The sequence below is a fragment of the Mucilaginibacter lappiensis genome (assembly GCF_050433765.1).
Lineage (GTDB): Bacteria > Bacteroidota > Bacteroidia > Sphingobacteriales > Sphingobacteriaceae > Mucilaginibacter > Mucilaginibacter lappiensis_A.
Genome location: NZ_JBNPWP010000002.1, coordinates 212,304 through 234,674, shown reverse-complemented (window position 1 = coordinate 234,674; position 22,371 = coordinate 212,304). Strand labels below are relative to the sequence as shown.

The following is a 22,371-nucleotide window of genomic DNA, read 5'->3' as shown; positions in this document are numbered from 1 at the left end:
TCCTTTAAATCAAGCTTTTTTGTTCCTGATATACATATCGGGGCTATCTGGGGTCAGAAAAATAAAATAACACAGTATGGAATTAGTAGATCCAGAGCAACTGATATCAGGATGCCTGGCAGAAAAAAAACAGTGCCAACAATTACTTTATGATACCTTTTACCGTTTTGCCATGAGGATATGCAGAAGATATACCAACAACAATTACGAGGCTGCCGAAGTAATGAACTGCGGTTTTATGAAAGTATTCAGCAATCTGCACCGCTATCAGCCAGATCGCTCATTTAAAGGCTGGATTGGCAGGATCATGATCAATACTTCATTGAGTTATCGGAGAAGTAATTTAAAAATGGCCATGATGCAAGATATAGATACCGCAGAAAATATTGTTCATCATGAGCTACCGGATCGGAATTTACTATACCAGGAACTTATCAATATCATAGAAAAATTACCAGCAACAGAAAAGACTGTTTTTTATCTATACGCGCTGGATGGTCTCTCTCATAAAGATATTTCAAATAGATTAGCCATAAGTATAGGTTCTTCAAAAATCTGCTTATTCAGGGCCCGAAGGAAATTAAAGAAAATGATCTTTGAAGCCGGATATACTCTTCACCATTTAAATTGATACATGGAGATCATTAAAACAAAGAATTAACATGCATTAAGCTAATTCAAAACAAATCTCCCTAAAATTCCTTTAATTTGCCAAAAGTTTAATTTTACCGATGCAAGATCTTAAAAAACTGATTGAAGATGCCTGGGATGACAGGAATCTGCTAAACTATAATGAGTATACTACCGCCATTGAAACCGTTATTGAGCGATTGGATAAAGGCGAGATCCGAGTAGCTGAGCCTATTGGTTCACGCTGGCACGTAAATGAGTGGATTAAAAAAGCGGTAGTGCTATATTTCCCTACCCGCGAAATGAGCGAAATTAAAGTTGGCCCTTTTGTGTTTCATGATAAAATGAAACTGAAAACCGACTATAAAGCAGCCGGCGTACGTGTAGTACCTCATGGTATTGCCCGTTATGGTGCTCATCTTGCAAAAGGTGTTATTATGATGCCATCATACGTAAACATTGGCGCTTATGTTGATGAAGGTACTATGGTTGATACCTGGGCAACCGTTGGCTCATGCGCGCAAATAGGTAAGCATGTACATTTAAGCGGTGGTGTTGGTATTGGCGGTGTGCTGGAACCTTTACAGGCTGCTCCTGTTATTATTGAAGACAACTGTTTTATAGGTTCACGCGCAATTGTGGTGGAAGGAGTGCATGTGGAACACGAAGCTGTATTGGGCGCAAACGTGGTTTTAACCGCGTCAACCAAGATCATTGACGTAACAGGATCAACCCCGGTTGAGTACAAAGGCCGTGTACCGGCACGTTCAGTAGTTATTCCTGGTTCATATACCAAAAAATTCCCTGCCGGCGATTACCAGGTACCATGCGCCCTGATCATTGGTACCCGTAAAGAATCAACCGATAAAAAAACATCATTGAACGACGCCCTGCGCGAAAACAATGTAGCCGTTTAATAAGTTTTGGAGTGATGAGTAATGTGTATTTATTACAAAATTTACTATTTATAACTCACCACTCATAACTCAAAACTAAAATGAAGATACTGATAAGGCTGCCTAACTGGCTTGGCGATGTAGTAATGAGTACAGCTTTCGTCGCGACAGTAAAGCAGCTTTATCCTGATGCTCAAATTGATGCGATCATCAAAAAAGAGCTGAGCAATATAGTCCCGCTCATACCGGGCTTAACACAGATCCACCCATTTTCGAAACAGGAATTTAGCGGACTAAGCGGTGTTTACCGTTTCGGTAAAAAATTACGAACCGAGCGATATGATCTGTTTTTTAACTTGCCACAATCACTTTCGTCATTTGTAATGGGATGGGCTACATCAGCAAAAAAACGGGTAGGCTTTGGTAAAGAGGGTGGCTCTTTTTTGCTCACCAACTCGTATAAAAAGCCGGCAAATGTGCATCGGGTTGATGAATATGTCTCCTTATTGGAGCAGTTTACCGGTAAAACCCTGCCCCATGAACCGGTAAAGTTAAATGCAGTAACAACCAGCCCAAAGCAAACAAACCAGGTATTGATCAATTTTAATTCCGAAGCTTCATCGCGCAGGATGCCTTTAGATAAAGGACGGGCCTTGCTTAATACCTTAACCTCCACTTTTACAAATACCACATTTTGCCTTATTGGTTCGTCAAAAGAGGCGGTATTTGTAAGCCAATTGATCATCGGATCTGAAAATTCCGACCGGTTAGAGAACTATGCAGGCAAAACAGATCTGCCCGGCTTATGCAATCTGATGGCTCAAAGCACCGCCATGCTAACAACCGACTCGGGACCGGCCCATTTGGCCAATAGTGTAGGCACCCCTGTTATAGCATTATTTGGTGCAGGTAATGAGCATAATACGGCACCTTATAACAAACAAAATTTAACTGTACTGCGTTATGGTAAACTAACCTGCGAGCCTTGTGTGCGCAATACCTGCAAACTTTACGGCGTACCCAAGTGTATGGAACTGCTGGATGAATTGCAAATTATAAACGCGTTAAGCTTATATTTAAACCATGCTTAGAGACGAAGTTGCCAAAGCTTTTAAAATATTACAGGAAGGCGGGATCATCCTGTATCCTACCGATACCATTTGGGGTATTGGCTGTGATGCCACCAACACCGAAGCCGTACAAAAGATATACCAGCTAAAACAACGTGATGAAGCCAAAAGCATGATCATTTTGCTGGATACCGAAAACAAGCTGGAAAGCTATGTAAGCGAGGTTAATCCCCTGGCATATGACCTCATTGAATATGCCGAAAACCCTTTAACCCTGGTAATGCCGGGCGCCAAAAATATTTCGCCGGCATTAATAGCTGCCGATGGCAGTATTGCTATACGGGTAACCAGTAACCAGTTTTGCCAGCAGCTGATACAAAGGTTGCGCAAGCCCCTGGTATCAACATCAGCCAATATTAGTGGTAAACCTTCGCCGCAATACTTTTCGCAAATAGACCAGGAGATTATTGATGGGGTTGATTATGTAGTTGATATTGACCAGCATAGCAAAGAGATTAAAAACCCTTCTACCATTATGAAACTGGCACCTGATGGCCGGTTTGAATTTATAAGAAGATAGATCAGACGAAGGACAAAAGATAAAGGATAAAATAAAAATCCAGGTAATCCCTTAATCCTACGAATCATGGTTCAGACAATTTAAAATTTACCATTACCTTTGAACTTTGTTTTAGAATTTAGGTTTTAGAGCTTAGCATTTTATTAAAACCCATGAAAGCCCACCTGCAGCATCCAGTATTTTCTATAATATCAAAACTCGCAGCTCAACATGAGCTACAGGTATATGCTATTGGCGGCTTTGTGCGCGACATTTTTTTAAATCGTCCATCCAAGGATATCGACATAGTAATTATAGGTAATGGTATTGCATTTGCCGAAGCTGTTGCGGCTAAACTCAAAGTAAAAGTTGCCGTATATAAAAACTTTGGTACGGCATCGCTCAAATACCAGGATCTGGAGATCGAATTTGTAGGTGCCAGGAAAGAATCGTACCGCCTGGATTCCCGCAAACCCATTGTGGAGAACGGAACATTGGAAGATGATCAGAAACGACGTGATTTTACCATCAACGCGCTGGCTATCTCCCTGCATCCTGATACCTTTGGCGAACTGCTTGATCCGTTTAATGGCATAGCCGACCTGGAGAAAAAACTGATCAGAACACCCCTTAATCCAGCCGAAACTTTTTCTGACGACCCCCTGCGCATGATGCGGGCCATCAGGTTTGCATCACAGCTTAATTTCAGGATAGATGATATTGCTGTGGATGCCATTAAAAACAATGCCGACCGTATCAGCATCATATCGCAGGAACGTATAACCGATGAACTGAATAAGATCATCCTGTCGCCCGTACCATCTATAGGCTTTAATTACTTGTTTGATACCGGCTTGCTGCATAAAATATTTCCGCAAATGAGCAACCTGTACGGGGTTGATTATATTGATGGAAAGGGCCATAAGGATAATTTTTATCATACCTTGCAGGTGTTAGACAATATTTGCGAAACCACCGGCGACCTTTGGCTGCGCTGGGCTGCCATTTTGCATGATATTGCCAAACCCGCCACTAAACGCTTTGAACCTGGCCACGGCTGGACATTTCATGGCCATGAAGACCGCGGCGCACGCATGGTACCTAAAATATTTGCTCAGTTAAAACTGCCGCTTAACGAAAAAATGAAGCAGGTACAAAAACTGGTACAGCTGCATTTACGCCCTATTGTACTATCGCAATCCATTGTTACTGATTCGGCAGTGCGCAGGTTACTTTTTGAGGCGGGAGATGACATTGAAGGCTTAATGTTGTTGTGTAAAGCAGACATAACAACAAAAAACGAATATAAGGTTAAAAAATATCGTAACAATTTTGAGCTTGTTCAACAAAAATTAAAGGATGTTGAAGAGCGCGATAACATCAGAAATTGGCAACCACCAGTCACCGGCATTGATATTATGCAGCTTTTTGGCTTAAAAGAAGGCCGGGAAGTGGGAATTATCAAAAATCAGATACGCGAAGCCATATTGGAAGGCGAAATTCCGAACACACGCGAAGCTGCCATTAACTTTACAATTGCCAAAGGTTTGGAAATTGGCTTAAAAGTTGTGGCAGACACAAATTTGAATTAAAAGATTATTTTTGTCCCCAAAATTTACTAAAACAATGGCACTATACAGGTTTAGGGTTACTTTCGAAGATTATGATGACGTGATGAGAGAGATTGATGTAAAATCAAATCAAACCTTCGAGGATCTTCACCGCGCAATACACCAGTCAACCGGTTATAATCCCGAGTTTTCCTCCTCTTTTTATATCAGCAATGATCAATGGACAAAAGGCGAAGAAATTACTTATTTACCAAATCAAAAAAGGATTGACCGTGGTGTATCTTTAATGAACAAGGTAAAGCTGCTGAGTTTTATAGATGACCCGCATCAAAAATTTTACTATACATTCAATTTTGACCGCCCGTTTGATTTTCACGTTGAACTGATGAAGATCATTTTAGACGAAACACCGGGCACTGTTTATCCTGCTGTTATAAAATCAGTTGGCGAAGCGCCTAAACAATTTGGTAACGTATTTAACCCTACCGTAATCCCTCCAACAAACGAGGATTTCGACTTCTTGAACGAAATGGCCTTTAACCCGGAAGACACTGAAGATTTTTCTGAAGTAACAGATACAGGGGTAGATGAATTGCCGGAAGAAAAACATGCGGAGGAGGGAGAAGAAGAAGACGATGAGTTTGGAAACGAATTTGCCGACGACGAAGGTTTTGAGGATGATGACAAACCACATCGTGGTGACGATTATTAATTTAAGTTAGCAATATATATTCACTATACCCCCGTCATTGCGAGGAAGCCCCCTCTAAATCTCCCCCAGTAGGGGAGACTTTTAGTTTTAAGCCCTCCCTTCCGGGGAGGGTTGGGTGGGGCTAATTGCTTCGTTCCTCGCAATGACGCGTTTTTTACTATTACCAACTGCTAATCATGCCCCAACTCACCCACAAAACCCTCATAGTAGTTGCAGGCCCTACGGCCGTGGGTAAAACGGCAGTGGCAATTGAATTAGCAAAGCATTTTAACACCGTAGTTGTCTCGGCCGATTCAAGACAGTTTTTCAGGGAGATGGCTATTGGTACGGCCAAACCAAACGCGGCGGAGTTAGCCGAGGTAAAGCATTATTTTATTGATTCGCATTCCATAGCCCAACCTTTTTCTGTAGGCGATTTTGAAAAACAGGGTCTTGCATTGCTGGATGAACTTTTTAAAACACATGATCATGTAATTTTGGCAGGTGGCTCAGGTTTGTATATTAAAGCCATTTGCGAAGGTTTTGACGATCTGCCAACTGCCGACCCATCCATAAGGGAAAAGCTAAACAAGGAACTGGAAGAAAAAGGCATTGAAAGTTTGCAGCAAAAGCTAAAACTTGCCGATCCTGTTTATTATGAAGAGGTTGACCTGGGCAATCCACAGCGCATCATCAGGGCTTTGGAGGTTTTCGAAAGTTCGGGCAAACCCATTTCATCGTACCGGCAGGCCACAGTAAACAAGCGGTCATTTAATATCATTAAACTGGCCCTAAACCTGCCGCGCGAAGTACTATATAACCGTATTAATGAGCGGGTTAATATCATGGTACAACAAGGCCTGCTTGCCGAAGTAAGCGCGCTGCTCCCCTACCGCCACCTTAACGCACTAAACACGGTTGGCTATACCGAACTGTTCGATTATTTTGACGGCAAAACCAGTCTTGATAAAGCCATTGAAATGATAAAACAAAACACGAGGCGATTTGCCAAACGGCAGCTCACCTGGTTCAGAAAAGATAGCTCATTCCATTGGTTCCAGGCTAACGAACCGGACTTGCTTGATCAGATGATAAGCACGGTAGAAAAACAAGCTGTTTAGTTTTTAATCAAGCAGTCATGCTGAACTTGTTTCAGCATCCCACATACAAGATGAACACCCTACCCTGCATGTGAGATCCCGAAATAAATTCGGGATGACTTACTAATTTTGATATCTACTGCGTCAGGACAGCAAACTTTGCAAATACCTGCCGTAGCCGCTTTTTAAATACTTATCTACCAGCAACTTCAACTGTTCGTCGTTAATAAAACCACGACGGTAAGCTACCTCCTCAATACAGCCAATTTTGTACGACTGGCGTTTTTCAATTACACGCACATATTCGGTAGCATCGCTCAGTGAATCAAAAGTTCCGGTATCCAGCCAGGCGGTACCTTTATCCATCACTCCAACGTGTAAATTTCCTTGTTCCAGATAGTATTTATTTACATCGGTAATTTCATACTCACCGCGCGGCGAAGGCTCAAGGTCCTTAGCTATCTGGATTACGCTATTATCATAAAAATACAATCCCGGTACAGCAAATTTTGATTTTGGCTTAGCCGGTTTTTCTTCAATAGATAAAGCTTTAAAATCATCATCGAACTCAACCACCCCATATCGTTCAGGGTCGGCCACATGGTAGGCAAAAATAGCTGCACCATCCACATCATTAAAGCTGCGAATCAATTCGGTGAAGCCAGTCCCGTAAAATATATTATCGCCCAGTATTAAGGCAACCTTATCATCGCCTATAAATTTTTCGCCAATTACAAAAGCCTGTGCAAGTCCGTTTGGTTTTTCCTGTATAGCATATTCAAAATGGCAACCCAATTCGGTACCATCGCCAAGCAAGCGTTTAAACCCTTCATTATCCTCGGCAGTAGTGATAATCAGTATCTCTTTGATATCTGCTTGCATTAAAACAGATAATGGATAATAGATCATCGGCTTATCGTAAATAGGCATTAGCTGTTTACTTATTGCCCGGGTAATCGGATAAAGCCTTGTCCCTGATCCGCCTGCTAAAATAATTCCCTTCATAGATTAACTTGTATTATATAGATTTTTAAAAGTAATTATTTTTTACGCATAACTCATAAGCAAACTTTATAATATCATATTTTAACCGTAGAGTTCTGTTATTGCTGTTAGCTGCCTTTAGTTTAATATAGAACAATATAACTGGTATATTTCCAATTAATATCCACTGCTTTTTAAATCACGGAACATCTTATAAATTTATAATTACCGAAGACTAATTTTCAGGTTTAAAATAGATTAGATAACAATTTAATGAGCATAAATTGTTAATATTGCAGTTTGATTGTTAAATACTACTATTTAGGTGGATTTAGCGGTTTTTTATTGAACATGCACAAATATTATCTTACTCATCTGCAGGAATTAGAATCAGAGGCCATTTACGTTATAAGAGAGGTTGTGGCCCAATTTGATCGTCCTGCTATACTGTTCTCGGGCGGTAAGGATTCGATTGTTGTAACCCACCTGGCCCGTAAGGCTTTTTGGCCGGCCAAAATACCAATGCCGCTGATACATATTGATACCGGACACAACTTCCCCGAAACAATGGCATTCAGAGACAACCTGGTAGCCGACCTGGGTGTACAGCTTATTGTAGGCTCGGTACAGGAGGCCATTAACAAGGGTCGCGCTGTTGAGGAAAGTGGTATTAACGCAAGCCGAAACGAGCTGCAAATAGTTTCATTACTGGATACTATTGAACATCATAAAATTGACGCTGCCATAGGTGGCGCCCGCCGTGACGAAGAAAAAGCACGTTCAAAGGAACGCTTCTTTTCGCACAGGGACGAGTTTGGACAGTGGGACCCTAAAAATCAGCGTCCCGAGCTTTGGAATATCTTTAACGGCCGTAAAAGAATGGGTGAGCATTTCAGGGTGTTCCCGATCAGTAACTGGACCGAGATGGATATCTGGAACTATATTCTGCAGGAAAATATCGCCATTCCTTCCCTTTACTTTGCTCACAACCGCGAAGCCGTTTACCGTGATGGTACCTGGTTACCTGCATCTGAGTTTTTGGTGCTGCGCGATGGCGAAACCATTGAAAACAAACTGATGCGTTTCCGTACCCTGGGCGATATCACCATTACCGGTGGTATTGAATCTGAGGCAGATACATTGGAAAAAATTGTAGCCGAAGTATCGGCCACGCGCAGTACTGAGCGTGGTAACAGGAGTGATGATAAACGCTCTGATACCTCCATGGAAGACAGAAAAAAACAAGGTTATTTTTAAAGAGTATCGAGTAGTTAGTATCAGGTATCAAGATTTTGGAATTAATTTCACTTTGTGAAGCTGTCTTGATACTTGATACTAAATACTTGCTACTAACCACCACATAAATTATGGAACTATTACGTTTTACAACAGCCGGTAGTGTAGATGACGGCAAAAGTACACTTATCGGAAGATTATTATACGACTCTAAATCGATCTTTGAGGATCAGATGGCAGCTGTAAAACAATCAAGCGAAAGAAAAGGGTTGCAACATATTGATCTTTCTTTGCTTACCGATGGTTTACGCTCAGAACGGGAACAGGGTATAACTATTGATGTTGCTTACCGTTACTTTGCTACGCCAAAACGTAAATTTATTATTGCCGATACCCCCGGCCATATCCAATATACCCGTAATATGGTTACCGGCGCCTCAACTGCCAACCTGGCCCTTGTACTTGTTGATGCCCGTAAAGGCGTGGTTGAGCAAACCTGTAGGCACTCCTATATAGCCTCCCTTTTAAAGATACCTCACATTATTGTTTGTATCAATAAAATGGACCTGGTTGATTACTCTGAAGAGGCTTTTAACAAGGTAGTGGAACAATATAATGATTTTGCAGGCAAAATTGATGTGACCGATATTCGCTATATTCCCATTAGCGCGCTTGAAGGTGATAACGTGGTAAATGATTCTGTAAATATGCCCTGGTACAAAGGCACCAGCTTATTACATACGCTGGAAACCATACACATAGGCAGCGATGAAAACCATGTTGATGCACGTTTCCCTGTACAAACTGTAATACGCCCTCACGCGGCCGAATACCACGACTACAGGGGATATGCCGGCCGTATAGCAGGTGGCATATTTAAACCCGGCGATAAAATAACCGTTTTGCCTTCGGGCTTAACATCAGCTATTAAATCAATAGATACCTTTTCGGGCCCGGTTGAAGAAGCCTTTGCACCGATGTCTGTTTCTATCACCTTAGAGGATGATATTGATGTGAGCCGTGGCGATATGATCATTAAAGATGACAGTGAACCGCAGGTAAGTCAGGATCTTGATGTGATGCTTTGCTGGATGGGTACCAGAGGCCCGCGCCCGGGTGCTAAATATCACCTGAAAAATACTACCCGCGAAGTGATGGCCATCATTAAAGAGGTGATCTATAAATTGGATATAAATACCATGGAAAAGCTGGAGAATGGTGGTGATATTAAAATGAACGAGATGGCACGTGTACGCCTGCGTACCACCCAACCCCTTGTTTTTGATGAGTACAGAAAAAACCGCATTACAGGTTCGTTGATACTAGTTGATGAAGCTACTAACGAAACGGTAGCTGCCGGAACCATACTTTCATATTAATATATACAGGTATAATAAGTCAATAAAAAAAGCGCTGTGCAAATTGCACAGCGCTTTTTTTATTGACTCTATAGTATATGCAGTACCACTACCCCATCCCAAAAACGTACTTATTGATGGATTTTATTTTGCTTATCTGAGCAATTATTAAAATGAATATAACCTCTGCCGTAACGGTTACCCCATAAAACAACAACAGGTTATTTGTACCAACCAATTTTGTTACCAGTATAATTGGAACCACATGCCATAAATAAATAGCTAATGAATTTACGCCTAACCATTGTATACTTTTTACATGTGGAAAAAAGTTCTCCCTTGCTTTTGCCGTGAGGAGGTTTAGGAACGACAGGTTAAAAAGAAAGAAAAGGATAATACCAAAAATTTTATTCGGGTAGAAAAACAATATCACAACACCTATAAAACTTGCCAAGACTACAAAATGCATTAACTTATTTTTAACAGGGTGATTTCTTAAATAAATTCCAAAAACAAAAAATACATAAAACTGCGGCTTAAATGTGCCCAGTAATAAATCTAAAGCCTTGTTTAAAGCCGGTGGACTTTTATAAAAAGCCGGGTAGTATGACAATATCAAAAAGCCCAAAGAAACTACACCACTAAAAACCAACAAACCTTTAATACCTATTTTCAATTTTTCTGATAACCAGGTTATAAAAACCCAGCTCAGGAATGCCGGTATAAACCATAAATGATAATACGGAGATACAAATGACATGACAAACATACCCAGTTTATGGCCATGTTTAAGCTGTTCCGAGTTAACAATAACCATATAAGCAATAATTGCAATTGCCCAGGGAATTATAACCCTGAATAGGTATTTTGATATTAACTCCTTAAACGAAACTGAACCAATTTTTGCACTATTAAACAAAAAACCACTTATCCCAATAAAAACAGGCATATGGAAGCTATAAATAATGTATCTGGCAAAGTTTTCAGAGAGCGAGCCCTGTAAAACATGTCCGGATATGACCAAGATTATCAGTAACCCTTTTAATAAGTCGATGTTTTCAAATCTCATAGTATGCTGGTATACAAATGGCTGTGGCTAATAAGTTTATTATTTCAGTTTTTGCAAACAAACGGCAAGGCTATCTCTCCAGTAAGGTATTTCTATATTAAATGTCTTTTTAATTTTTGCTTTATCCATTACAGAAAAAGCCGGGCGTGTTGCCCTGGTAGGGTACTCACTGGTACGTATAGGGTAAGCCTTTACTTTACTGCCTGCCAGATCAAATATACCTTTGGCAAAATCATACCACGAAGTTACGCCTTCATTACTATAATGATAGATGCCAAAGTTTTCTCCGCCGGCTGTTATAATATCAAGTATGGCGGCAGCCAGGTCAATAGCATATGTTGGCGAGCCAATCTGATCGGCAATAATTTTCAGCTCGTCACGTTCGGCACCTAATTTGAGCATTGTTTTTACAAAATTGTTGCCGTATTCAGAGTATAACCAACTTGTGCGTAAAATGTAGTGCCGGGGCAATATGCTAATAACATCCTGTTCGCCCTCCAGTTTAGTAAGACCGTAAACACTTATTGGCTCAGTAACATCACTTTCAATAAGCGGGTAAGGTTTATCTCCTTTAAAAATAAAATCTGTTGATAAATGAACAAGCACAGCACCATGATCTTTACATTGTGTAGCCAGATTAGCAGCACCTGTCCTGTTTATTTTGCGGGCCATATCAATATCATCCTCGGCTTTATCAACCGCGGTGTAGGCAGCGCAGTTAATTACATAAGCTGGTTTGTATTGTTCAAATACTTTTGATATAGCATCCATATCTAAAATATTTGCTTCTGTTTCGGGAGGGAAAACAATGAAGTTAATATCTTTTATCTCCGCAACTTTTTTAAGGCATTGCCCCAGTTGACCAGAAGCTCCAAAAACTACAATGTTTTGCATATTGATAGGTGTATGTTTAGAATTTATAGATGTTCCGTTTTTAAAATCCAAGATCGGTTACATCTTTCAGGAAAGGTAACTCTTTGTCTTTATCTGATACATTTAGTTCATCGGCACTTAATTGCCAGTCGATATTTAAAGCAGGATCGGCATAATGCAAGCCGCCTTCGGCTTGTTTATTGTAGTAATTATCACACTTATACTGAAAAATAGCCGTATCACTTAATACAATAAATCCGTGCGCAAACCCACGGGGAATAAAAAGCTGCTTATTATTATCGGCTGACAACAATACACTTTGATATTGACCATAAGTAGCCGATGCTTTACGCAGATCAACAGCAACGTCTAACACCTCGCCCTGTGTTACCCTAACAAGTTTAGCCTGGGCATATTCGCCTTTTTGCAGATGAAGCCCACGCAATACTCCTTTTGTTGAAAAGGATTGATTATCCTGCACAAACTGAACCTGGTAACCGGCCGCATCATTAAATGACACTTCATTAAATGATTCGAAAAAATAGCCTCTATCATCATTAAAAATGCGTGGTGTTAAAATAATAAGCCCTTCAATCGGGGTTGGAGTAATCGTCATATATTTATTAATATTTTATACCAGCTCGGCAACAGCTATTTTGTACAAAGCTATCAGATATTATTAAAGCCAGTAAGTATTATTTAAAATGAATAAACTATTATCGTTCGTGATTTGCTGTATGTTTATCAGTAAAATCGCGATAGGCCGATAAAATACCGTTTGTTAATGTGGTGTGATGCCGCCACCCCAGGTTATGTAATTTACTTACATCCATTAGTTTACGGGGAGTACCGTCAGGTTTTGATGTATCAAAAACCAATGTTCCCTCAAAACCAACAACACTTTTAACCAGGTTTGCCAATTCGGCAATGCTTAAGTCTTCACCTGTCCCTACATTGATCAGCTCTTTTTCATTATAGCTTTCCATTAAAAACAGGCAGGCTTCGGCCAGGTCATCAGCATAAAGAAATTCTCTTTTCGGATTTCCGGTGCCCCAAATAGTAACTGTTTTTTCGCCCTTAAGTTTTGCCTCATGAAACCTACGGATCATTGCCGGCAAAACATGTGAATTTGTGGGATGATAATTATCGCCTGTACCATATAAATTGGTTGGCATTACGCTGATAAAGTTACAGCCATACTGGTCACGGTAAGTTTCGCAAAGTTTTATCCCTGCAATTTTGGCTATGGCATAAGGTTCGTTGGTATACTCTAAAGGCCCTGTAAGCAGATACTCTTCTTTTAAAGGCTGAGGAGCCAGTTTAGGGTAGATGCAGGAACTGCCCAGGAACATTAACTTTTTTACACCTGAAACATATGCCGAATGTATAATATTACATTCCATAATCAGGTTTTCATACAAAAAATCGGCCCGGTAAGTGTTGTTGGCTACTATCCCCCCTACCTTTGCAGCGGCCAAAAAAACATAATCAGGTTTTTCTTTTTCAAAAAATTCTGATACCGCTTGCTGGTTACGCAAATCAAGCTCATTTGAACTTTTGAGTAACAGATTTTCAAAACCATTTTCACGAAGCTTGCGTGTAATTGCCGAGCCAACCATACCGTTATGTCCGGCTATATATATTTTACTGTTTTTATTCATAGTTATTAGCAGAAGCAAGTTTCTGTAAATGAGCAGGCAAAGTTAATCAAAAAGCCGGGGGCTAAATATACTTAGGTCCAAACTTGCTCTTTACGTCGGCCACTACTTGTTTTACATTCTGTTCCTGATCGCGCGGGCAAATAAGCAGGGTATTGTTTGATTCCACCACGATAAAATCATGCAGGCCCTGTAATATCACCAGTTTTTCGCCCGGCACATTAACCATACAGTTTGAGGAATCATACATGATCACTTTTTCTGACGGGATCACCGCGTTGCCCACATAATCCTTGTCGGCCAGTTCATAAATAGAGGCCCAGGTGCCCAGGTCGCTCCAGCCAAACTCCGAGGGCAGCACATACACATTATCCGCCTTTTCCATGATCCCGTAATCTATCGAGATATTGGTACATTGCTGGTAGGCTTTATGGATATAGGTTTTCTCATCACCCGTATTGTAAACCGGGCGGGCATCAGCAAAAATCTCATGCATCTCGGGTAAATGCTGGCTAAATGCCTTCACTATGGCCCCGGCCGACCATACAAAGATCCCCGCGTTCCATAAAAAGTCGCCACTCTGGATAAAGGTTTTGGCGATCTCCAGCGTGGGTTTCTCGGTAAAGGTTTTAACCTTATGAAAATCATGATTGATCACATGATCAGCATATTGAATATAACCATAACCGGTATCGGGCCTGGAGGGTTTAATACCCAGGGTGATCAGGCAATTACTGGCTGCAGCGGTTTGCAGGGATTTTTCAATTGCGCTTACAAAGGCATCCTCATCCAGGATCTGCTGGTCTGAGGGAGCCACCACGATGACAGCATCAGGGTTCAGGCTTTCTATTTTAAAACAGCCATAAGCCACACAGGGTGCGGTATTACGCATCACCGGCTCGGTTAATATCTGACCTTCGGCCATGTCGGGCAGTTGATTTTTTACCAGTTTGGTATAATTATCATTGGTTACTACGTAAATATTTTCTTTTGGGCAAACCTTCAGGAAGCGTTCATAGGTGTTTTGAATCAGGGTTTTGCCGGTTCCAAGTATATCTATAAACTGTTTGGGATGCGATGAGCGGCTTATAGGCCAGAATCGGCTGCCAATACCACCTGCCATGATGATCGCATAGTTATTTTTGTTCATGTGTTTCAAAGGGGGCTAATACAAGGTAAATGCTTTTATATTGATGATTAAAGAACATGGTTACTTTCCACATCGTAGAATACGCTGACTAAAAAACCACGGCTAAAATACATTATACATCTCAATTTTACTGTAATTATATCCATGAATGATTCAATTTTACCTATAAAAATAAAAACAGGTAGAAAGACAGATATATCCTGAGATTAACCATGATCAAAGATGCTCACTCAAACGCTTCATCAAAAAGTCAATGCTCAGAGAGTGCCATAAAGTTTGTATTACAAACAAATAAGTGACCCTAACCAGGTTAAGATCACTTTAATTTCATGCAGTCTGAGGTTTATAAAAATGATTTGGAAACTTTTAGTATAACGCCAAACGAGTTATTTAACAACCCACCCCGGTCATAGCCTATATCGTATCCGATGGTGTAATTATTTTTTAAAGGCCTAATACCCTCAATATAAGCCGATAGTTCATTTACTTTTTTAAATGTGCCATATCTGCCTGGATTTTTTAAGCCTCCGCCCACAGTCCGAAACACTTCAGTACCGGTTTCATACGTACCCTGGTTTTGGGAGTAGGATAATTTACCCGTATAAAGCCAGTTAAAAGCATAAAATTGTGCTGCTGCATGTAAAGCAAGTACCCGGTTATTTATAAAGAACTGATAATCTGATGAACCTAAATTACTCCTTGCATCATACAGTGTTGTTATGAATGGAGTACCCAGCCCAAGTTGGTTATATGACCACCCCTCAACATATTCATAATTATTGTAATAATCTTCTGCACCTGATCTGGTTTTTTTTGAATCCGGTTTACCCGCCTGGTTGGCAGTATATAAAAACTCAAATAAGAATTTTTTCCAGTGAAAATTACCGGAGTTTGGGCTGTTATTAACTAAACTAATACCATTTAAGCCATCTTTAAGATTTGCAAGCGAACCTAAAGCTCCCTTATCATAAAAGTTTTGACGATATACCATTAAAGTAAATGCATCAAATTTATACTCAGCACCAAGATCCAATGAACCTAAATGATTACCAACCTTTGATTCATTAAATACTTTACCGGTAAGCACATACCAATAGGTTTGGGCTCCTGATAAGGTATAACTACTACCAAAAACCCGCCTTTCATCTCCCCATAGAGCCTGGTGATTATACCCGGCCTGAAAGTTAAATCTCCATGAAGGTTTACCTACTTTTACGTAAAGCTGGTTTTCAAGATAATAGCTTTTAAAGTGATTAGGTTCCTTGCCATACTGTATGGACACATTGCCTACGTATCCGTTTGCAAAAGAGCCTTTCACTGCAAATAGCTTCCCAAATATTGGTATACTGTAATAATTGGGGATACCTATGCTTGCTTTTGGTATTCCTAAGGCATTACCCGAGACGGAGAATGAGCCAGAAGACAAGGCTGTGTCAACCAGGCCAACAATATCTTTAGAGCGCCCAACCTTTAATTCAAAAATACCGGCATGAGCTTTTACAAAGCCTTCTATTAAATCAAACTGTGCCTTATTACCAAGATTTGCACGGCCTTCAAATGACGCGGCCCAGCCGAATGTTTTTGTTGTATCATAGTCTTTACGGAGCCTGCCAATAAAGCTGCCCGAACCACCCGACAGTGGAATACTACCAAACTGATTTGAACGTAACCAAAACGGAACAACGCCGGATGTTGTTGCTATCCCCTGCGCTTCTAAACTGATATGTACATCTTTTTCCTGGGCTTTTACAATTGAATAATTAAACAATACTATTACTAAAACGGCAAGTTTCTTCATGTAATTTTATTTAGGGGCTAATAAAATGTTTAATAAATACTTTAATATCACAAAAAATTTCATATAAGTTAATATGTTAAATATTAACAAAATGATAACAGTTATCGATTTATAATTGTTTTAACGATAACAAAATATATTTTTATTGAGAATAATTGCAATAAATACTCCATTATGCTAAACATTAAAAAACCAAAATTATTGCCTTGTAATAAAAATTAACTGCAACGACACCGCAATAATGCTTTCTGTATTTGAAATAAATGAATTCAGAAAAAGGCGATTTTTAAAGCCGGTTTTATGTACAGAATAGATTTCCCTACTTATAAGATAGTATTAATGAGTCTTTAAAATTTATGGATTTGATTAGTTTGCTTGGAGTCAAAGACGGATTAAAAGGAGATCTGTTATTTCCTTGTAAGAAGGCGCTTTGACAAATACTTTAAAGTGAAGTATGCTTATTCATTAAGGCTGTGCCTTATCCAGCTGAAGTACAAATAAAGTTCTGAGTATTGGGTAAAACAAATAACCGATCCACTTACTCCACTTTGGGTACATTTCTATTCACTGAACTAATAAATTCTGAAGCCGTTGGGTTAAATAAAAGTTTATTTACGGTTAGATCTGCTCCATATTTACTAAAGTGGTTCCTGTCAGACATATAAGGGCAATTTGTAATTGATATCCCCGGAATAGCCCCATGGTTATAAATATCGACATAATAAGGTTTTAAATTCTTGCTTAAGAAAGTGTTGATCTTATCTGCATTATTATTAAGATATTTATGGCTTATCTGAATATTGTATTCATTTTCCCTTGCAGCAATTAAGGGATAGGTCATTGTATATATTTCATTTTGACCTATGATGATGACTTTTAAGTGATATTTTTCAAAATAGGCAATTGTATTTTTCAAATCTTTTATTAATGCTAACGAATCTTTACTTTGTACAGAGGTAACCCAGTTAGCACACATAATAACCCCATCTATCTTATGGTCGTTACTTATAATGAAATCGTGATAAATATAATCCATTACTTCTTTGCACCTTGTAAGGCCATTGGGCCTGATAAAAGGCATACATCCACTGGCAGTTGCCTGGATCACGTGGATATTTTTCTTTAAAAGGCTTTCTTTTAATGATTCAGAAAATTGAGCTGCATGGCTATCGCCAATTAACAGAACATTCTTTTTTTGCCCGTCTAAACTTAAACAACGCTTTTTGTCAAGCTTACCGTCTGATGAGCTCCCTACAAAACAACAGTCGCTACTATACTGTTTTTGCGCTTCTTCCACGTGTGTGGCTTTATAGCTTGACAGCTCAATTGTTTTTGCTTTAAATACGATATTATTCGCATTATAATAGCTTAAGCAAAACGTAGCGATCATACAAGTGAGCACTCCACTTATAATTAATTTATTGCTCTTAAACTCAATAGACTCGATAAATCTATAGGAGATATAACTCATGCCCAATGATAGCAGAATTAATAATGAGATAGTCAATGCGTTCATTTGCACCCCTAAATACTGAGCTCCTACATAAATAGGCCAGTGCCACAGGTATAATGAATAGGATACCCGCCCTATAAATTGTACGCTTTCATGCTTTAATAGTTTAAAGTCATTAAAATTACTAAGAATCACAATCGCAGTTGCAAACACAGGTATAATAGTGTATTTACCAGGCCATTCCATATGGCTGTTAAAGAACAGCAAACAAAATATAATCACACCATACCCTAATATAGCAAAAAGCTTTTTATATTTAAATCCCTTAACAAAATCTTCCCCTAAAAAAGCAATGCCTCCAAAAAACATTTCCCATGACCTGCTTGGAAGTAGATAAAAGGAGGCTGTTCCATCTATTTTGGTGAAAAAAATCGCTGCAATAAAAATTAAAAAGGTTCCGGCTAAAAATAAAACAAAGTATGTAACCTTATTTTTTAATACTTTATTTAAGGCAATTAATAAAAATGGATAGATCAAATAAAACTGCCATTCAACCGATAATGACCATGTATGCAACAGAATATTTTCGTCAGAAGCGGTAGCAAAATAATTTGTGGTTTTCCAATATAATACATTTGATAAAAAGACCAGACTGGCGGCAGCGTTACGTTCATTAAGTTTATAATCCTCCGGAAAGTAAAAAAAGAAACCGGCAATCGTAATAGCAATAATCAGGAACAATAAAGCAGGCACTATCCTTTTAACCCGTTTGCCATAAAAATCCAGAACAGAAAAAGTGTTTTTATTTATGCCGGTAATAATTATTTTGCTCATCAGATAACCCGAAATCACAAAAAAAACATCAACTCCCGCAAATCCGCCAGTAAAATGTGGCACTTTATAATGAAAAAGTAATACGCCTAATATAGCAAGTGCTCTTAGGGCATTAATATCATATCTAAAAACTTTAATACTACTGCTTGGCTGAGACATTATTTTAATTTTTCACAGTAAAGATATCATTTAATAAATATTTATCAAACAAATGCTTATTTAGTTACGAATAGTTAATTTTATATTCAATTATTTAACAAGCTATTGTTGAAATATCAATATTATATAAGCTTTTTAAATTATTATGATTAGCAATACTTACAAAATTTCAGGAAGAAACTAAAGGCAAGAAATGCTGTCCGCATTAGCTAAAATACATGGCCAAAAGAAAGCCCTAATGTCCGGTTCTTCATTGATATATCGCCGGTTGTATTTGCCCTGTCGGTAAGGATATTTGCAAAACCGAGTTCATAGTTGGCGCTAACCATCCAACCAGATTCAAATCTGATACCGGCTATAACCCCCGCCCCAGCATCGCCAAGCCTAAAATTTGCCGTTTTTTTAAATAACTTTAAGTTACTTTTTGAACTTTTAGTTGGCTCTACAGTTGTTAACGTTCCGCCCATACCACCAGACAGATAGGGTCCGCCACCAAAAAACATATTATTTTTTCCGGCCTTTACATTTAAAACAATATTAAGGGGAACTTCAATGTAATACAATCTTAATTTCTTTAACGTACTTGCGCTATTATCATAATACTCTCCTCCTTTACCAGAAAATTGTATCCCCGGCTGCAAAGAGAATTTACCATAATTGATATCAGAATAAAAAGCAAGATTAAATAGTATCTGGGCATTTTTACTTACTAATGCCGAGCTGCCAGGGTTAACATCAAGAGATGAAATATTAGCACCTGCTTTGATATACGTATCGATTTGTTGAGAAAAACAGTGACTGGAAATAAGTGCAAAAAATAACAGGAAGACAAGTTTTTTCATATTTTAACTATACAGGGGTATGACTAAGATGAAGTTTCTTAAGGCGATAAAAATACAAGTTTATTTTATTAGTAGGTGCAAATACCCTACTCAAGGTAAGTCATTTTCATTAAAACTTCATGATATACTTTTTTTTGGATAGCCTGTTTCTTTGCATTTTGCTAATTAAAGTGACAATCATAACTACAATGTGTTAACTAAGGTATATCTTAGTAAAGAAACCTAATCCTTAAAAAAGTGAAAGAAATCCTTAAAACCACAATTCTCCTTATTAGCCTAATAAGGCTTATTCCTCATGTGATTATTTTTAACATACACGGTAAAAAAACTATTATTATTTATGACATTTTAAGATGGATGAAAATAAATAAGAAAGCGGCAGGAGGTACACAGGCTGGTTTCATTAAATTAATGACCTATTATCCTGAATTTAGAAATCTCTTTTATAATAGGGTGGGAAGTGTTTCTGTGCTGATAAATTTTCTTTGCCCAAAGATGAACACATTATTTATACACACTCAAGACATTGGACCAGGCCTTTATATTCAGCATGGTTTTGCTACCATTATAACTGCAAAATCAATTGGTAAGGATTGCTGGATAAATCAACAGGTAACCATTGGGTTTAATGGTGCCGATTCGCCTGTGATTAAAGATAATGTTACTATAAGAGCCGGCGCAAAAGTAATAGGCAATGTAACTGTAGGAGGAAATTCAATTGTAGGTGCAAATGCGGTAGTGGTAAAAAATGTACCCGGCAATAGTACCGTAGTTGGCGTTCCGGCTTATATCATTAAAAGAGATGGGATAAAGGTTAAAGAATCTTTATAATAAATAACGCAGCGACCTTATAACTTTATTGCAAAAAAGAGCGAATTGAAATTATTTCAATTCGCTCTTTATATTTTATAGAGTTATTGAATTATCTATTAAAGGGTTGATCCAATTGATCTAACCTGAAATCCTATAGCTCTCAATTTTTCGGCATCAAGCAAATTACGGCCGTCAAAAATCTTAGCAGGTTTTAACATGCTATCATATATGCGTTGCCAGTCGTAATTCTTAAATTCTTCCCACTCGGTTAAAACGGCAATAGCATGAGCATCTTTACATGCTTCATAAGGATCTTCAACTACTTTCACCCCTTTTTTGTTTTCCTCAGGGCTGCGGGAAACCAAATAGTCAAGATCAGCATATACCTGACGTTCGGGAACTTTAGGATCATAAACCGAAATATCGGCCTGCTCATATAATAAATGATCGGCTACATAAATAGCTGCTGATTCCCTGGTATCATTTGTATCTTTTTTAAATGCCCAGCCTAAAAATGCTATTTTTTTGCCATTAACAGTATTATATAGATTTTTGATCATCTGATTGGCAAAACGCTTCTTTTGATGATCATTCATAATAATTACCTGTTCCCAGTAATCAGCTGTTTCCTGCAAACCATAGCTCCTGGCAATGTAAACAAGGTTTAAAATATCTTTTTGAAAACATGAACCACCAAAACCAACTGATGCTTTCAGAAATTTAGGTCCAATTCGGCTATCGGTACCTATTGCCCGGGCAACTTCACTGATGTCGGCTTCTGTTTTTTCACAAAGTTCAGTTAGTGAGTTAATAGAAGAAACCCTTTGCGCTAAAAACGCGTTTGCGGTTAATTTTGATAATTCAGACGACCAAACATTAGTAGTTAAAATACGTTCTTGCGGAATCCAGTTAGCATATACCTCAACCAGTGCCTTAACTGCCACCTGGCCCTCCGGTGTACTATCGCCACCTATCAATACGCGATCCGGGGCATCCAGATCTTCCATGGCAGTTCCTTCGGCAAGAAACTCAGGATTAGATAAGATTTGAAAATGTACACCACTACCTGTATGTGTAATGATATCCCTTATTGCACTTGCTGTTCTTACGGGTAGAGTAGATTTTTCAACAATAATTTTATCATCTTTTGCAACACGGGCAATTTGTCTTGCACAAAGTTCAATCCATTTTAAATCTGCAGCCTGACCTTTGCCGGCACCATAAGTTTTAGTTGGCGTATTAACAGATATAAAGATCATCTGTGCTTCGTCGATAGCCGCTTCAACATCTGTTGAAAAAAACAAATTGCGGCCCCTGGCTTCGGCAACAACTTCGCTTAAACCTGGTTCATATACCGGGATGTTATTAACATCCGGATCATTCCATGCAGCAATACGCTGCTCATTCAAATCAACAACTGTAACTTTAATGTGGGGACATTTTTTTGCAATTACCGCCATAGTTGGGCCACCAACATAACCAGCTCCGATACAACAAATACGTGTTATGGACATAGGATATTTTATTATTTTTTTAATGATTTAAAACAAACTTACCTGCATTATAAACTTATCTTTTGATGCCCTGATAAGGCGCATTTAGACAACCATTCAACTGAAACAAATAT

The 22,371-nt window shown here is 38.9% G+C and carries 20 protein-coding genes; 10 read left to right on the top strand and 10 right to left on the bottom strand.

Features of this window, described 5'->3' with window-relative positions:
* Positions 1 to 76: 76 nt before the first annotated feature.
* From M2273_RS06455 to miaA, 7 genes are all read left to right on the top strand, one after another.
* Entirely contained in the window at positions 77 to 631 is a 555-nt protein-coding gene (locus M2273_RS06455) for an RNA polymerase sigma factor (protein WP_429394446.1), read from the top strand.
* A gap of 100 nt (positions 632 to 731) precedes the next feature.
* The gene (locus tag M2273_RS06450; protein ID WP_429394444.1) at positions 732 to 1,547 is read left to right on the top strand and encodes a 2,3,4,5-tetrahydropyridine-2,6-dicarboxylate N-succinyltransferase; all 816 of its coding nucleotides are present in this window, start codon (positions 732 to 734) and stop codon (positions 1,545 to 1,547) included.
* An 80-nt stretch (positions 1,548 to 1,627) separates the two neighbouring features.
* The gene (locus M2273_RS06445) at positions 1,628 to 2,617 is read left to right on the top strand and encodes a glycosyltransferase family 9 protein (protein WP_429394442.1); all 990 of its coding nucleotides are present in this window, start codon (positions 1,628 to 1,630) and stop codon (positions 2,615 to 2,617) included.
* Positions 2,610 to 3,176 carry an L-threonylcarbamoyladenylate synthase gene (locus M2273_RS06440; RefSeq protein WP_429394440.1) on the top strand — a complete coding sequence of 189 codons (567 nt, stop codon included), beginning with the start codon at positions 2,610 to 2,612 and terminating at the stop codon, positions 3,174 to 3,176. The genes M2273_RS06445 and M2273_RS06440 overlap by 8 nt, the downstream gene beginning before the upstream one ends.
* Positions 3,177 to 3,328: 152 nt before the next feature.
* Entirely contained in the window at positions 3,329 to 4,747 is a 1,419-nt protein-coding gene (locus tag M2273_RS06435) for a CCA tRNA nucleotidyltransferase (protein ID WP_429394437.1), read from the top strand.
* Between the two features lie 34 nt (positions 4,748 to 4,781).
* Positions 4,782 to 5,438 carry an IS1096 element passenger TnpR family protein gene (locus tag M2273_RS06430; protein WP_429394435.1) on the top strand — a complete coding sequence of 219 codons (657 nt, stop codon included), beginning with the start codon at positions 4,782 to 4,784 and terminating at the stop codon, positions 5,436 to 5,438.
* A 176-nt stretch (positions 5,439 to 5,614) separates the two neighbouring features.
* Positions 5,615 to 6,538: a tRNA (adenosine(37)-N6)-dimethylallyltransferase MiaA gene (miaA, locus tag M2273_RS06425; RefSeq protein WP_429394432.1), complete on the top strand. Its 924-nt coding sequence runs from the start codon at positions 5,615 to 5,617 to the stop codon at positions 6,536 to 6,538.
* Between the two features lie 123 nt (positions 6,539 to 6,661).
* Here the strand turns inward: miaA and rfbA are convergent, their stop codons facing one another.
* Positions 6,662 to 7,522, bottom strand: coding sequence for a glucose-1-phosphate thymidylyltransferase RfbA (gene rfbA / locus M2273_RS06420; RefSeq protein WP_429394429.1), 861 nt, complete (start codon positions 7,520 to 7,522; stop codon positions 6,662 to 6,664).
* A gap of 330 nt (positions 7,523 to 7,852) precedes the next feature.
* Between rfbA and cysD the strand changes: the two genes are divergently transcribed.
* Both cysD and M2273_RS06410 read left to right on the top strand, forming a co-directional pair.
* On the top strand, positions 7,853 to 8,758 hold the full coding sequence (cysD, locus tag M2273_RS06415) for a sulfate adenylyltransferase subunit CysD (protein ID WP_429394427.1): 906 nt from the start codon (positions 7,853 to 7,855) through the stop codon (positions 8,756 to 8,758).
* A 110-nt stretch (positions 8,759 to 8,868) separates the two neighbouring features.
* A complete protein-coding gene (locus tag M2273_RS06410) occupies positions 8,869 to 10,116 on the top strand; it encodes a sulfate adenylyltransferase subunit 1 (RefSeq protein ID WP_429394424.1) in 1,248 nt (415 codons plus the stop codon).
* An 88-nt stretch (positions 10,117 to 10,204) separates the two neighbouring features.
* On the opposite strand, the gene M2273_RS06405 is transcribed toward M2273_RS06410, so the two are convergent.
* From M2273_RS06405 to M2273_RS06370, 8 genes are all read right to left on the bottom strand, one after another.
* The gene (locus M2273_RS06405; RefSeq protein ID WP_429394422.1) at positions 10,205 to 11,164 is read right to left on the bottom strand and encodes an acyltransferase family protein; all 960 of its coding nucleotides are present in this window, start codon (positions 11,162 to 11,164) and stop codon (positions 10,205 to 10,207) included.
* Positions 11,165 to 11,203: 39 nt separating this feature from the next.
* The gene (rfbD, locus tag M2273_RS06400; RefSeq protein ID WP_429394419.1) at positions 11,204 to 12,058 is read right to left on the bottom strand and encodes a dTDP-4-dehydrorhamnose reductase; all 855 of its coding nucleotides are present in this window, start codon (positions 12,056 to 12,058) and stop codon (positions 11,204 to 11,206) included.
* A 40-nt stretch (positions 12,059 to 12,098) separates the two neighbouring features.
* The gene (rfbC, locus tag M2273_RS06395; protein ID WP_429394416.1) at positions 12,099 to 12,653 is read right to left on the bottom strand and encodes a dTDP-4-dehydrorhamnose 3,5-epimerase; all 555 of its coding nucleotides are present in this window, start codon (positions 12,651 to 12,653) and stop codon (positions 12,099 to 12,101) included.
* Between the two features lie 100 nt (positions 12,654 to 12,753).
* Positions 12,754 to 13,698: a GDP-L-fucose synthase gene (fcl, locus tag M2273_RS06390; protein ID WP_429394414.1), complete on the bottom strand. Its 945-nt coding sequence runs from the start codon at positions 13,696 to 13,698 to the stop codon at positions 12,754 to 12,756.
* A 61-nt stretch (positions 13,699 to 13,759) separates the two neighbouring features.
* Complete coding sequence (locus M2273_RS06385) at positions 13,760 to 14,845, bottom strand: mannose-1-phosphate guanylyltransferase (protein ID WP_429394412.1); 1,086 nt, start codon at positions 14,843 to 14,845, stop codon at positions 13,760 to 13,762.
* A 343-nt stretch (positions 14,846 to 15,188) separates the two neighbouring features.
* On the bottom strand, positions 15,189 to 16,643 hold the full coding sequence (locus M2273_RS06380) for a capsule assembly Wzi family protein (protein WP_429394409.1): 1,455 nt from the start codon (positions 16,641 to 16,643) through the stop codon (positions 15,189 to 15,191).
* A 538-nt stretch (positions 16,644 to 17,181) separates the two neighbouring features.
* Positions 17,182 to 19,089, bottom strand: coding sequence for an acyltransferase family protein (locus M2273_RS06375; protein ID WP_429394406.1), 1,908 nt, complete (start codon positions 19,087 to 19,089; stop codon positions 17,182 to 17,184).
* A gap of 209 nt (positions 19,090 to 19,298) precedes the next feature.
* Positions 19,299 to 19,931 carry an outer membrane beta-barrel protein gene (locus tag M2273_RS06370; protein ID WP_429394404.1) on the bottom strand — a complete coding sequence of 211 codons (633 nt, stop codon included), beginning with the start codon at positions 19,929 to 19,931 and terminating at the stop codon, positions 19,299 to 19,301.
* A 495-nt stretch (positions 19,932 to 20,426) separates the two neighbouring features.
* Between M2273_RS06370 and M2273_RS06365 the strand changes: the two genes are divergently transcribed.
* Positions 20,427 to 20,762, top strand: a complete 336-nt coding sequence (locus M2273_RS06365; RefSeq protein WP_429394402.1) for a serine O-acetyltransferase — start codon at positions 20,427 to 20,429, stop codon at positions 20,760 to 20,762.
* Positions 20,763 to 20,860: 98 nt separating this feature from the next.
* Here the strand turns inward: M2273_RS06365 and M2273_RS06360 are convergent, their stop codons facing one another.
* Positions 20,861 to 22,258: a UDP-glucose 6-dehydrogenase gene (locus M2273_RS06360; protein WP_429394399.1), complete on the bottom strand. Its 1,398-nt coding sequence runs from the start codon at positions 22,256 to 22,258 to the stop codon at positions 20,861 to 20,863.
* Positions 22,259 to 22,371: the final 113 nt, after the last annotated feature.

Bases quoted from the DNA above. Each gene is read 5' to 3' on its own strand.
- M2273_RS06455 (WP_429394446.1), top strand. From the start codon at position 77: ATGGAATTAGTAGATCCAGAGCAACTGATATCAGGATGCCTGGCAGAA.
- M2273_RS06450 (WP_429394444.1), top strand. From the start codon at position 732: ATGCAAGATCTTAAAAAACTGATTGAAGATGCCTGGGATGACAGGAAT.
- M2273_RS06445 (WP_429394442.1), top strand. From the start codon at position 1,628: ATGAAGATACTGATAAGGCTGCCTAACTGGCTTGGCGATGTAGTAATG.
- M2273_RS06440 (WP_429394440.1), top strand. From the start codon at position 2,610: ATGCTTAGAGACGAAGTTGCCAAAGCTTTTAAAATATTACAGGAAGGC.
- M2273_RS06435 (WP_429394437.1), top strand. From the start codon at position 3,329: ATGAAAGCCCACCTGCAGCATCCAGTATTTTCTATAATATCAAAACTC.
- M2273_RS06430 (WP_429394435.1), top strand. From the start codon at position 4,782: ATGGCACTATACAGGTTTAGGGTTACTTTCGAAGATTATGATGACGTG.
- miaA (WP_429394432.1), top strand. From the start codon at position 5,615: ATGCCCCAACTCACCCACAAAACCCTCATAGTAGTTGCAGGCCCTACG.
- rfbA (WP_429394429.1), bottom strand. From the start codon at position 7,522: ATGAAGGGAATTATTTTAGCAGGCGGATCAGGGACAAGGCTTTATCCG.
- cysD (WP_429394427.1), top strand. From the start codon at position 7,853: ATGCACAAATATTATCTTACTCATCTGCAGGAATTAGAATCAGAGGCC.
- M2273_RS06410 (WP_429394424.1), top strand. From the start codon at position 8,869: ATGGAACTATTACGTTTTACAACAGCCGGTAGTGTAGATGACGGCAAA.
- M2273_RS06405 (WP_429394422.1), bottom strand. From the start codon at position 11,164: ATGAGATTTGAAAACATCGACTTATTAAAAGGGTTACTGATAATCTTG.
- rfbD (WP_429394419.1), bottom strand. From the start codon at position 12,058: ATGCAAAACATTGTAGTTTTTGGAGCTTCTGGTCAACTGGGGCAATGC.
- rfbC (WP_429394416.1), bottom strand. From the start codon at position 12,653: ATGACGATTACTCCAACCCCGATTGAAGGGCTTATTATTTTAACACCA.
- fcl (WP_429394414.1), bottom strand. From the start codon at position 13,698: ATGAATAAAAACAGTAAAATATATATAGCCGGACATAACGGTATGGTT.
- M2273_RS06385 (WP_429394412.1), bottom strand. From the start codon at position 14,845: ATGAACAAAAATAACTATGCGATCATCATGGCAGGTGGTATTGGCAGC.
- M2273_RS06380 (WP_429394409.1), bottom strand. From the start codon at position 16,643: ATGAAGAAACTTGCCGTTTTAGTAATAGTATTGTTTAATTATTCAATT.
- M2273_RS06375 (WP_429394406.1), bottom strand. From the start codon at position 19,089: ATGTCTCAGCCAAGCAGTAGTATTAAAGTTTTTAGATATGATATTAAT.
- M2273_RS06370 (WP_429394404.1), bottom strand. From the start codon at position 19,931: ATGAAAAAACTTGTCTTCCTGTTATTTTTTGCACTTATTTCCAGTCAC.
- M2273_RS06365 (WP_429394402.1), top strand. From the start codon at position 20,427: ATGAACACATTATTTATACACACTCAAGACATTGGACCAGGCCTTTAT.
- M2273_RS06360 (WP_429394399.1), bottom strand. From the start codon at position 22,258: ATGTCCATAACACGTATTTGTTGTATCGGAGCTGGTTATGTTGGTGGC.